Origin of the sequence: Sorlinia euscelidii (genome assembly GCF_036452135.1) — a bacterium.
GTDB lineage: Bacteria > Pseudomonadota > Alphaproteobacteria > Acetobacterales > Acetobacteraceae > Sorlinia > Sorlinia euscelidii.
Map to the genome: position 1 here is coordinate 80,962 of NZ_JAWJZZ010000005.1, position 12,837 is coordinate 93,798.

The 12,837-nt window shown below is 55.0% G+C and carries 8 protein-coding genes; 3 read left to right on the plus strand and 5 right to left on the minus strand.

Translation table 11 applies throughout. The annotated features are described in order from the left end of the window. Window positions 1-10: 10 nt before the first annotated feature. The 4 genes from CGLAMM_RS10165 to CGLAMM_RS10180 form a co-directional block, all read right to left on the minus strand. Window positions 11-613: an invasion associated locus B family protein gene (locus tag CGLAMM_RS10165; RefSeq protein ID WP_394819171.1), complete on the minus strand. Its 603-nt coding sequence runs from the start codon at window positions 611-613 to the stop codon at window positions 11-13. 37 nt (window positions 614-650) lie between these two features. Next, window positions 651-5,288, minus strand: a complete 4,638-nt coding sequence (locus CGLAMM_RS10170; RefSeq protein WP_418115657.1) for an autotransporter domain-containing protein — start codon at window positions 5,286-5,288, stop codon at window positions 651-653. 41 nt (window positions 5,289-5,329) lie between these two features. Beyond that, the gene (locus tag CGLAMM_RS10175; RefSeq protein ID WP_418115658.1) at window positions 5,330-5,863 is read right to left on the minus strand and encodes a hypothetical protein; all 534 of its coding nucleotides are present in this window, start codon (window positions 5,861-5,863) and stop codon (window positions 5,330-5,332) included. A 1,827-nt stretch (window positions 5,864-7,690) separates the two neighbouring features. Beyond that, complete coding sequence (locus CGLAMM_RS10180; RefSeq protein WP_319806467.1) at window positions 7,691-8,053, minus strand: helix-turn-helix domain-containing protein; 363 nt, start codon at window positions 8,051-8,053, stop codon at window positions 7,691-7,693. Window positions 8,054-8,739: 686 nt separating this feature from the next. On the opposite strand from CGLAMM_RS10180, the gene CGLAMM_RS10185 reads away from it, so the two are divergent. Both CGLAMM_RS10185 and CGLAMM_RS10190 read left to right on the plus strand, forming a co-directional pair. Beyond that, entirely contained in the window at window positions 8,740-9,342 is a 603-nt protein-coding gene (locus CGLAMM_RS10185; protein ID WP_394819174.1) for a hypothetical protein, read from the plus strand. Window positions 9,343-9,604: 262 nt separating this feature from the next. Continuing rightward, window positions 9,605-9,886, plus strand: coding sequence for a hypothetical protein (locus tag CGLAMM_RS10190; protein ID WP_394819175.1), 282 nt, complete (start codon window positions 9,605-9,607; stop codon window positions 9,884-9,886). 140 nt (window positions 9,887-10,026) lie between these two features. On the opposite strand, the gene pgm is transcribed toward CGLAMM_RS10190, so the two are convergent. Beyond that, on the minus strand, window positions 10,027-11,688 hold the full coding sequence (pgm, locus tag CGLAMM_RS10195) for a phosphoglucomutase (alpha-D-glucose-1,6-bisphosphate-dependent) (protein WP_394819176.1): 1,662 nt from the start codon (window positions 11,686-11,688) through the stop codon (window positions 10,027-10,029). A 186-nt stretch (window positions 11,689-11,874) separates the two neighbouring features. On the opposite strand from pgm, the gene CGLAMM_RS10200 reads away from it, so the two are divergent. Next, window positions 11,875-12,771, plus strand: coding sequence for an aldo/keto reductase (locus CGLAMM_RS10200; RefSeq protein ID WP_394819177.1), 897 nt, complete (start codon window positions 11,875-11,877; stop codon window positions 12,769-12,771). Window positions 12,772-12,837: the final 66 nt, after the last annotated feature.

A 12,837-nucleotide genomic window follows, 5' to 3' on the forward strand; every position in this document is an offset into this window, starting at 1 on the left:
TCCAATGGTTTCATGACCCGGCCAGCATCGCGGCCAGCCGAGCGGAAGCTTCCTTGAGGCCTTTCGAGGACACGACGAGAATCACATTCTGATCCTTCGGTGTCGATGCCCTGACCTCGAGTTTCTTCGCGGCCTGAAGGCTAAAGAACTGGTCACGCGTCAGACTGAAGGGAACGAGGCAGCCATTCGGCATACAGGTGCTGAATGGCACAGAGACGACCTGCGCACCATCGGCATTGATTGATATCCCCTTTGACAAGGCAAGGCCGAAAGGCATGACGACCAGGCTGGCAATTTTGTCTTTCTCCGGCTCAAATTGCAGGGTCAGGATCTTCTGATGGCTTTTCTCGTCCGCCAGTTGCTGAACGAGGGCACATCTTGGCCCGGCTTCCAGCTTCTGGCAGCTCACCCGCCAGTCCTGATACGTTTCATTCAGGGCGGTGACCCCGTCCGGCAGGCGATATTCCAACTTGGAGATATCATGCGCGACAGGCTTGGGATGAATGGGCGCCTTCCGACTGGAGGCGACACTCAGCGCCGCATAACCGACAATGCTTGTCACGGTGACAGCGATCAGCAAAGCGGCAATTTCACGCTGTTTGAATTTTCTCATCTTCGTCTCCTATTGATCAAATGAGGGGTCTTCGACTTCAGAACTTGATGACCAGATTGCCTCGGATGCCGCTATCAATCGCTTGAACGCCATATTGGCCGAGGTAGAACAATCCGACATCAATGCGGTCAGTCACTTTCAGACTGATACCAGCATCCACAACCGCGACATCCGAGGCGAGGGGGGTGCCCATGACGCTCATATGAGCGTCGCTGGACGTCGCGAAATTCAACGAGGCATGCGGTGTGAGCGGGCCGAAACTATGGCGGTAACCAATCATCAGGCGCGGCATAATGATGGCGTGGCCGACGTGATAGGTCGCTGATGACCGCAACCCGAAGGTTGAGAAAGTGACGCCCGCCGTCGCGGCCCGCCCATTGACCGCTTCAGGGCCGTAATGCTCGCGGAAACTGCCATTATGAACATTGACGTAAGAGATCCCGGCAAACGGCTCGAAGATCGTCCGGCGACGGCGGATCCGATACCCGACCTCCCCGAAAGCCTGAGCCGTCCCGGAAAGATACCCCGCGCTCAGACGAGATCCCTGATAGCCATTGAAGAGAATGGTGCGGTTTGTGCCGAGCAGGTTCCAACTATAGGTCGCGCCGAGGCGCAGATTGACGGGGCCCCAGTGATTACCGCCATAACCACCAATCATAAGATTATTACTATGCCCTGATGAGGCGCGTCCGTTTGAAATATGGAAAGATGAGTTGCTGTAACCAAACAGGGCGCCAATACGCGCTGTCTCAAAGATCGGCGCATCCGCCCCCATCATGAACCCGGCCGTCGTGTGGTTCATGGTCGCGACATTCTCATTGCCGAAATTGCGCCCGAGACTACCATAAGCCTGATGCCATAGGACGGCACGATCCCGGTAGCAGCGCGGATCAGGCGCGTCGCTCTTGAGTGTCGCGGTCTGCATGGACGCGGATGAGAAGGCCCCCTCACATTCCGCGCTGGCGAGCCGCTCTGCCACGGTCTCTCGCGCCTGATAGGCGTCTTCCATCAGAGCGGTGACGATAGAGGCATGGATTTCGCCCGACACAGCATTCAAGGCATCGCGCGCGTCATTCTGATTCAATCCTGTGAAAGCGAGCGCGAGCGGGCTGGTTTCAGGCAGCTTATCCAGTGCGCGGCCGATGGCAATTCCGTTTTGCGCGTGGCTGACCGCGGCAAAGCTGACGCCGCTGCCATCAAGCTTGATGCCCACGAGATTGCCCACATAAAAGAGGCTGGGCTTAAGAAATAAATACTGCTCGCTGATATTGGATTCGAGACGGTCGAACTGGCCGGACAGGGAGCCTGTTGCTTCCAATATCGTGTAAGCATTCCGGGCTTTAAGGACGGAACCGCGGACAACATTGAAGTTGACCAACCCACCGCTGAGGCTGACATTTCCGTCCACCTTGACGCGGTCACTATTGAGGCCGCTGTAAGTTTTTCCATCATCTGTGATGGTCGTGCCGGAAGATTGACCATTCCCCTCTGCACGGAAAAGGGTGCCGCGGGCCGTGGTGAGATTATCTTTGATCGTCAGTGTCCCGATGGCGCCGGCATTGCCGGGCGCGATAACGCCGCCTTGCGCGATCTGGGTCGCCCCGACCGTCCCCGCACCTGATAATGTGCCGCCATCCTGCACATTGAAGCGGGCTTGCGCCATGTTTCCATTAATGCCGAGGCCGCCTTTCTGCACGTCAACCTGTCCGGTAAAACCGGCATTATCACGATTGATGCTGATGTCGCCCGCACCCGTTTTTGTGAGACGCCCCGCGCCGGAAAGCGCATTGGCGAGCAAAGCTGAACGCTGTTGATCGATAATCAGGTGACCGTCCTGGCTGACATCAATACCACCCGCACCGAAGCTGCTTGCCGTGCCCTGCAAGGTGCCATGCGTCACAGCCGTACCGCCCGCGTAATTATTGCGGTCATTCAGCGTGGTTTTGCCTGTGCCCATTTGCGCCACACTGCCTTTGCCATCGATAAACTGGGTCAATGCGAGATCATCGCTGAAATTAACGACGAGCTTCCCGTTATTATGGATGACCGCGCTACGGGTGATCCGGCCCGACGTGCCACCATCACCCATTTGCAACGTGCCGCCACTGATCAATGTTTCGCCGCGATAATTCTGGTCTTTGGTGAGGATGAGGGTGCCAGCGTCCGATTTCACCAGATTTGTGCCGTTATTGACGCGACTATCATCAATCACCGTGTCGAGTACGGCCGTAATGGATGCACCCTTTCGCGTGCCATCCCCCACGCGGATCGTCGTGTTGGCGGTTGTGGCGTAAAGATCGTCGCCCGTGACTTTATAAACGCCGCCATCATTATTCGCGAATTGCATCCCGCGCGTCAGAACGTCTGACGCTGTGCCATCGTGCGTCGTGTTTCGGACGGTGACCGTGCCCGCCTGAGCGGCGAAAAGCGCGAATGTACCTTGTGTCCAGGCGCCATCACGCCCGCCATTGACATCCGTCCAGTTGGCATTGTCGGTCGTCCAGGTACCCGTGCCGCCATTGACAACGTTATTCCCCTCCATACCGCCCGGGCCGGGGGACACGGTATCGCCACCGTCCCAGAAAGTCAGGACATTGTCGCTGACAACGAGATTGATCTGATGGTCGATGGATGTCTGGAGCAGCATCGTCGTGCCGGGGTCAGTCTCGACAGAGCCGAGGCGACCATTCGGGCCGATCGCCTCACCGGCACCATTGGCGGTGGCACGATAGCTGGCGGTCGGCACGGCCCCGGAGAGAGATCCTTCATAAGTGTAGATGCGATAGATCCCCTGACCCAGAGGCTCTGATCCCTTATTCGGGCCTGTCACGTTGATGGTGCCACTGAAGACAAGATCGCCCTTCACGGCAACGAGGTCATTATTCTGCCCGCCCTCAGCATTGGCCTGGCCCAAATTCCAGTTTTGCACCGAATTATAGGCGAGGTTGAGATTGCCGTTGATTTTCAGGGTGTCGACGCTGCTCGTGCCTTCACCAGGGGAGAGGGTGGCATTGTCAGCGATGGTGACGTTGCCGCCAATAATGCCCCTACCATGGAGTTGCGCACCGGACTGCACGTTCATATCGCCTGTCGCGCCAGACTGATCACCATCAACCTGTAAGATACCGGAGGCGACTGTCGTGCCGCCCGTGTAACTATTATTACCTGAGAGGATGGTCGTGCCGCTGCCGACCTGGTTCAGCCGTCCCGCCCCTGAAATCGCACCGCGCAACGTGACCTTATCGCTATGATTGATCGTCAGTTCGCCATCATTGGCGATGCTGGCCGTATTGCCGATAAAACCCGTTGTGCCGCCATCGCCGAGCGTTAATCGCGCGCCACTGCCGATGGATGTCGCGCCCGTGTAACTGTTATTACCGGTCAGAAGCTGGGCGCCACCCGCAATCGCCAAACCGCCAACGCCGGAAAAAACGCCCGTATATGTGCCGGTGGCGTTACGGAGAGTCAGCGTGCCGTTCAGCGTGCCATTGCCATTTTCGTTGATGGCATTGACGCTTGCATTGTTGGAGGTGACAGTGAAACTCCCGGATTGAAGCGTCACGTTCCCGCTGCTCGTCGTGCCATCGAGTGTGAGCGTGCCCGTATTGGTGATGTCACCCGTCTGGCTGTTGCTGAGCTTCGCGGTGCCGGAATTCGTAATGGCCTGGAAGGTACCGTTTTCAGCCGTCAACGTGCCCGTATTATCTGTCGCGCCGCCGACCGCACCGCCTTTGACGTCCGTCGTGCCGACATTGCTCAGCGCTCCGGCGATGCGACCACTCAGCGTCAGATTGACTTTTTGAGCGACGTTGGTCGTGCCGGTATAGGTGTTCTGCCCCGAAAGGGTCTGGGTACCTGCAGCGATAATCAGCCCGCCTGTGCCGGACATGACCCCGGCATAATTATTGCCGAATGTGCTGTTGGCATTCGTCAGCGTCAGGGTTTTCTGCCCTAAAATGGTGTTGCCCGTGCCGTCCAGAGCTTTAATGGAAGGCGAAGATGTCGTCACTTCCGAAATATCGAGCGTGCCATTATTATGAACGCCGCTGGACGACTCAACGGTGCCCGAACCGCTCAGCGCCAGCGTGCCCCGGCTGATGGTCGTCGCCCCCGAATAGCTGTTGGCACCCGTCAGCGTCGTCGTGCCCGTGCCGGATTGGGTAAAAGCGCCTGAGCCATCAATGGCCTGCGCGATGGAGACGGTATCACTATGATTGACGGCGAGCGTGCCATTATTATGGATGGCTGAGCTATCGGCGATGCGGCCTGTCGTGTTGCCATTACCCAGTTGCAGCGTGCCGGAGGATATGGTGGTGGTGCCTGTATAACCGTTATTGGCAGTCAGGATCGTCGTGCCAGCGCCGATTTGCGTGACATTGCCCGTGCCGGCGATATTCGTGGCGTGAGTGACGGTGTCAGACCTGTTGAAGGCGAGCGTACCATTATTCGCGGTGACGTAATCGATCCAGCCGGACGTGCCGCCCTCTCCTAATTGAAGCGTCGCACCAGACGCAATCGTCGCCTTCGTCTGGCTCGAGGATTCGTTGCCCGCAAACACCAGCGTTCCGGCATTGACATTGACTGTGACATTTGAAGCAAGACCTGACAGGCGCGAGGGGGCACCGACGATCCAGGTGCCGCTGCCATTTTTATTGACGGTGCTGAAGCCGGTCACAGTGTTGTTGAGCGTGTCCGTGGCGTCGTCACCTGTAAGCGTCAGGATTGCGCCACTCCCGCCCCGCCGATGCTCCCCGTCACGGTTGAGCCGTTATATAATGTGACCAGGTTGACGTAAGAGCCGGTCGTGCTCAGGGCGATATTACCCTTGACCACCGCACCCTTATTATCTGTGAAGACAATGCGGCCATTGCCTGAGTTACCGACAACGGTGCCTGTGCCTTGCGTCCCCGCCCTGATCGTGCCGTAATTATTGATGGTGTTGCCGTATCCTGCCGTGCTGGTATCTGAACCTTCAAACCAGATGGCGGAGGAGGTCGTCGTTTCAATCGAACCGTAATTATTGATGGTGTTGTTGCCGCCTGTCGGGTTGAAGGTCTCACCATTATTGGCGCCACCTGTCTGCACAATGCGCCCTGTCGATTTGATATTAACGATCGTGTTACCACCGAACTCAATCACGTTTGGCCCGGTATTATAAGGGCCGGTGCCGATACCGGCACCCTGCACCGTCCCGGCGATATTCATGACATTCGGGTTGCTTGACGTCCCCGTGCCCATACTGATGGACACGTTCGACGTGTTGATGGTCGCGCCTTACTCTAAATTCAGTGTTTTGATACTGTCATTGCGGCCTGACCCGACCGTTGTCGTGATCGTGCCCGTACACGTGACCGTTCCAGACGTGCCGTCACATGCCGCAAGTGCGGTGGATGCAAGGCAGGTGAGGGAGAGGGAGATAAGTGCCGTGTGAAAAAAATAACAATATCTATATGTTCCGAAGATCATATTTTCGGATGCCTCGAACTCAATGCAAAATATAAAAAGTTTTTTAGGTCAAGTAGCGATCATTACCTTCATGTGATGTGAATAGTCGTGTCTTCACCGGGACGGGACGGTACAACGTGCGAAAGAGTGAAGGCCTCAATGCGATTTGTGAACGATTAGTTTCGAAATGAATGAAAAAAAATTTCGTGTACCAATGATTAATACTTGGAAGCTTTAAGAGATAAATTTTGAGAACTTGTATATCGTCAATCGATTTCACTTCGATTTCACATCGACTTCATATTTTTCCACAATGGTGGAACGGCAATTTTTATTAACCTACAAACTTCGTTAAAGCGGAGTTGAGGTGCGGTGATCGCGATGAGTTTGCCGCTTTTAAAGCCTGATTACTGATGGAATATGCGGTGAATGCGGCGTCGATTCAAATCGGGAGACGCTGAGCCGACAGTCATCAATTTTTTTACCCTGTATGGTGCGGTTAACGCATATCGATGATGCAAAGCGGGAGCACGGCCCGGATATGCCGGATTTATATCCCTCTCCAACCGGTCACGGCGTGGCGCGTCGCCATAGGTTCGTTTCGTTAAACGGAGTGATTAAATCAGCTAGTTACGAAAAAAACATTGTTTCGATTAACATGATGATGAAGTCACGATTTCGTAAAGGCGAAAATCCGACCCATCAGCATCGCCTGAATTTTCCCGATTTCAAAAACCAGGTCTGCTCCCGAAAATGAGTCAATCGGCGGGCGATATCGGCTCGGTTTTAAAAGAGGCTGGTATGTGTCGCTGAAAATGGTGCTCAGGTCGTCGCCGCAAGAAGGGCTGAATAACGGCAGCAAAGGCTTTGCGCACCTATGTTGCGCGTGGCTGTGCAGACGATATGAAAATTTTGTTCCAAAAAAGAACATAAATGCGCTGATCGAAGTTCCAATTTAGAAAAAAAGTTTATTTTGTAGATGAATTTAAATTTTCTCATTTTCAGTAAAATTATACCGGAGCAGCAACCGTTAGGCAAGTAATAAGGTAATTTTTATATATTTACTCCTATTTGATGAGTAAATTCGGCTGACCTATCGGATCAATAGAGGTCAAGATCCTTTCTCCGACCATGAGTTGTCGCGTTGACACGGCGGGAATGCTTGAGGGAACGGTCGCTGCACGCGGATAAATTCCCGGACAAATGACGGTTGGATTCCCGACGCCACCTTATCTGTCGCAGGCACGTCGACGCACATCATCCAGCCCACCCTTTATTTGGATGAAGCCTCCGAAAACCGTGCTACGGCAGAGATATTGTTAGGGACCTGACATCAGCAAATCGGCTCGTCGTCGAGATCGTGAACCCAGGGGGCGTCGATGGTCGAAAATTCTCGGTCGCCAGGTTTCGCCGGGAGGAGGAGACGCCGGGAAAAGTGAATATTCCAGTAGCGTTAATGCTTGCTCTTAAACTTTGGTACGATGTTGGATATTGCTGGCTTCTGCTGCGCAATCACGCCAATTGGCCAATAATTTATAGTCCTGATCAATCGCTCATTTCACGTCATTATCGGCCGTCTGCTTCTTGAACCTGGATTCTTCTAGGAAAGGAGACAGAGTCGTGAGTAAAAGTTCAAACAATTTTTCGGATTCCTTCGCGCGTCGCGATTTCGGCAAAAGTCGCAAAGGCGGCCTTCTCCGAGTGGTCCATAGCGCGCCAGGCACGGATCAGGGCGAGTTCGCTCGGATCTTTGATGACCTCGCTCGGAAGCTTGTTCGACGCAACCGAAGACGGAATGCGAAAGTGATCGAGGGGAACATCGTAAAGATCCGCTAAAGCGCTGATGACGATGAGAGAGGGGAGCTTATGGCCGCGCTCGATCTTGGACAGGTCGGAACGGCTAAAACCTTCAAGGTCCAGCTCTGCGACCACATCATATTGATTGTAGCCGCGAGCCTTACGGAGGCTCCTCAGCTTTTCACCGACGTCATGCATCGCAATATAAAATCACAAAAAAAGGAAAAGGAAGTTCCATTACAGCAATTTTACCCCTTGCGTGAAATGTTCCACTCTGGCACAAAAACAATTGTCGTATTTTTGGTTGTTGGATGCGGGTAATCCACTCCTCCAATTTCAATGAAGCAAAGCTCTTTAACGAGTTATCAGTCATGGTTTCACTCATTTATGGATACAAACTCTCTCTATCATCGCATCCATTGAGATTTCCTCAAAAATTAAGATGCAGGCGGGATGCAAAGCCGGGTGTTTCTGCCTTGTCGCATATGCACGGCGCGGACCATTCGGTTCAATGTCTGAATTCGTCGCATGGCGTGACGCGCCGCTTGAGACCCATTTCAGAAAGCTCGTGCCAACGGCGCATGGCGGCACTGACATGGTCCGGGGCGCGGTATCGATGGGTTGCTGCAAAGGTTCGCAACGTCCTGCGGTCCGATGTCGGGGTCCGCGCGCATCGCTCCTAATGTCGGCCGCGACCGGCAAAAGCCTGTTGAGCGGCGCAGGGCGCGATGGATGTGGTGAAAAAGTGTCGCTTTTAACTGAGTCGAGTCCTTACGCGCCCGCATGGAGGTGCAGCGCGGGCGCTTTGATTGTTTGGCAGGTACGGCATCGCCAGGGTGCGGACCTCATATTTCAATTAACAAGAAAAGTCTGGAGAGCTAAAAATGAGTTCGGACCTGAAACAGCGTATCCCGGTTGAAGATAAACCCATCTCATTATCCGAGCCGATCGCGCCGACAGCGGAACGCCTGAGAAAGTCCGTTTTTACACGCAAGTCGCCCTTTCGTGTGATTTCAACGGTCGAGGCCTTGTTCAATGCCGGCGCGATACAGGATGCCGAAGTTCAGGCTTCCTGTCGGTTGCGGCGGGATTGGCTATATGCACGTTACGGATATTCTGAAAATCAGGAGCCGACGGTGCGCAGCACGCATCTCGTGCATAACGTCCTTTCATGGCGGATGACGCGCGCCCAAGTGGGCCTAGCGCTGACAGAGCTTCGGCATGCCGTCAAAGCACCGATCTTCAACCTGCTGGAATTGATGTTGATTGATGAGCTGAGTTTTTCCGGCATGGCGCGGGTTCTGATGCCGCAACGCAGCGATAATGCCGTGCGTAACAAGGTTTCAGCACAATGCGCACTGGCCTTGAGCACATTGGCCGCTGTTTATGAGGATATGGACCGTGCGCGCAAAATGGATGCGGCTTTTCGTCACAGCACGAAGGCGCCGATACCACCGCGTTGCTCGCCCCACGTAACTCATAAGTGATGCGGATCACGGTAAAGCGGCAATAGGCACTGGCGCTGCATGATCCCGCAGCCACTCGCGTCACACGCTGATGACATGTGGTGGGATCCCTGACGCGAGACGCCCGATACTGGACCGGCAACACGGCATATAGCGGTGGCGCGCGCGTTAACGAGCATTTTCAATAACTCATAAGCATTTCTTAATTTTTGTTGACCGCGCATCAATCAGCATCCTAATTTTGCTTTCAGCCCACGAAGCTGATTTTGTCTGGAGAAGCGAATTGGACAAAAAGTTTGATTACAAGCCCTCCGTCCATCGCGACGAAATCAGACGGATCATGCGCAGAGCCATCCTGACGCGCTCATCGATTAAAAACGGCGATCTCAACAGGTCCGACGTCCTCTCTGACCTTTGTGCCATCCGTGAAACGCTCGAAATTTTTTCCAGCGCGCCGAAAAAAGCCGGTCGCAATACGATGAGCTGGCTTGCCAGCCAGTTGGAAGAAGCATGTGAGCGCCTCGCCGTCATCAATGCGGACGCCAGATGTCCTTCCAATGAGTGAAAAGGTGCCGTCACTTCACAGCGGGCGGCTGACCGGGTATTTTTGATACGTCTATTCGCGTCAGTCTCCCATCAGCCTCTCAAAGGTTATCGACACGTCATCGCCTTTGAAACGACGATGCAACGTGCCTTGTGACAGGATTAAGGGACGCTTACACCCGCCTTGAAAATCCCCGCAATCGCTTCCTGCGCTTCATCCTGAATCTGCTTCAAATGCGCTTCACTGACGAAGCTTTCAGCGTAGATTTTATAGACATTTTCCGTGCCGGACGGTCGGGCGGCGAACCAGCCTTGGGCGGTGCTGATTTTCAGCCCGCCAATCGGGGCGTTATTTCCGGGCGCATGGGTTAGTTTCGCGATAATCGGGTCACCTGCCAGCGTGGTTTCCGCATATTGTTCCGCCTTCAGCGCACCTAGAATACGCTTCTGATCCGGGTCTGCTGGGGCATCGATGCGGGCGTAAAAAGGTGCGCCAAGTTCCCGCGTGAGGTCGGCATAGATCTCGCCGGGCGTCCGGCCCGTTTTGGCGGTGATTTCCGCCGCAAGCAGGCAAAGGATAATTCCATCCTTATCCGTGCTCCACGCCTTGCCCTCTCGGTCCAGAAAGGATGCACCTGCGCTCTCCTCACCCGCAAAGCCCAGGGAGGATGAAGCCATTCCTGCCACAAACCATTTAAACCCGACCGGGGTCTCGATAATGGCGCGCCCCAGTTTCTGCCCGACACGGTCAATCAGGGCGGAGCTCACCAGTGTCTTGCCGATTTTGCAGTTTTCCGGCCAATCAGGGCGGTTCTGGAAGAGATACCAGATGGCGACAGCGAGGTAATGATTGGGGTTCATTAACCCCGAAGGTCTGCAAACGATACCGTGACGATCCGCATCCGGGTCATTTGCGAAAGCGATGTCAAATTGTCCCGCCATGTTGATCAGACGTGCCATCGCATAGGGGGAGGAGCAATCCATGCGGATTTTACCATCCCAATCCGCGGTCATGAAGCCAAATTGCGGGTCCAACTCCCGACTCACGATTGTTGCATTGATACCGAAGCGTTCAATGATGGCCTGCCAGTAATCCAGGGATGCACCGCCCAGCGGGTCAATCCCGATGGAAATCTCCGCGGCGCGAATGGCGTCCATATCAATGACGGACCCGAGAGCGTTCACGTAAGGTGCGACAAAATCAAAGGTTTTGACGCAACGCGCGGTGCGTGCCGCGTCATAGGGAAGGCGTTTGACGTCCTTCAACCCCGCCGACATAAACTGATTGGCCATGTCCTGGATCTGCCCGGTGGCTTTTGTATCTGCCGGGCCGCCGTGCGGCGCATTATATTTGATGCCGCCATCTGACGGGGGATTGTGCGAGGGCGTGATAACGATGCCGTCCGCGCGCGGGGCGCTCTCATCCGCATTATGGACGATGATGGTATGAGAGATGACAGGGGTCGGCGTCAGACGATCATGGGCGTCAATATGAATGGCGACATTATGCGCCGCCATGACTTCAATCACGGTTTTTTGAGCGAGAGCGGAGAGCGCGTGGGAGTCTATCCCGACGAAAAGCGGGCCGGTGATCCCCTCCGATGCGCGATAACGGCATATGGCCTCCGCAATCGCGGCGATGTGGGTTTCGTTGAAACTGCCATGAATTGACGTGCCGCGATGGCCGGACGTGCCGAAGCTGACGCGCTGCGCGGCATCACCCGGCTCCGGGATGCGCGCGTAGTAAGCATCTTGAAGGGCCTGAATATTTGTCAGTTCTTCAGGTGGAAGCGTATGACCGGCCTTCGGGCTGATTTGCGTCATGGCAATCCGTCCTTAATTTCGGGGGAAGGGAAGGCGCAATCAACAAGCATCATGGGCGCCGAAACCTTGAATGCCATAATTGTCCGGCAAGCGAAACCCCGCCATTAACGGTCGAAATACACCCCATTATTGCAACGGGCGACGTGGCAAATCGTTAAAATCGGGCCAATTTGTAGGAATATCGCCATGAAAATGCCTGACGCCCGGAAATCGGGCACGTTCAAGATCGGTGGAACGATGGAAGTCGTGCGCCTCGGATTTGGAACAATGCGCCTGACCGGGAAAGGCATCTGGGGCCCGCCGGCTGACCACGCACGCGCGATTGCCGCGCTCCATCATGCGCGTAAGGCCGGGGTGAACTTCTTCGATACGGCCGACTCCTATGGCCCCTACGTGGCGGAAAACTTTGTCCATGACGCGCTTCATCCTTACCGGAAAATCGTTATCGCCACGAAGGGCGGGCTAACGCGCCATGGCCCGGATATCTGGAAGCCCGTCGGCAACCCGGATTATCTGCGGCAATGCGTCCTGATGTCGATGCGTCGCCTGGGGGTCAAAACCATCGATTTGTGGCAATTGCACCGTATCGGCCCGGATTGCGACGTGAAGCAACAGTTTGAAGCCATCAAAGCGATGCAGAAAGAGGGTTTGATCCAGCATATCGGATTGTCGGAAGTTGATGTTAAAACCATCAAAGCGGCGGAGAAATATTTCAAGGTCGCGACGGTCCAGAATCGCTTCAACCTCGTCGACCGCACATCTGAAGACGTCCTCGAATATTGCGAAAAGCACCACATCGGCTTCATTCCCTGGGCGCCTCTTGCCGCGGGGGCCTTGGCGGATAAGGGCTCGGTTCTTGATCAGCTTGCCAAGGAGAAGAAAGCGCGCAGTGGGCAGATTGCCCTGGCCTGGCTGCTGGCCCGCTCACCCGTGATGCTGCCGATCCCCGGGTCGGGAGACCCCTCTCATGTGGATGACAATGTCCGCGCCGTCGATATCAGATTATCGAAAGCGGATATTGAGGCCCTCGACGCGCAGGGGCGGGACGCGTGGGAAAAATCCCGCAAGGAGCAAAAGTCCTGACGCTGCCCCTTAGCCGACGCTGCCTTTCAACGGCTGATCGTCATGACGGGGCATGGCGAAGCGTTC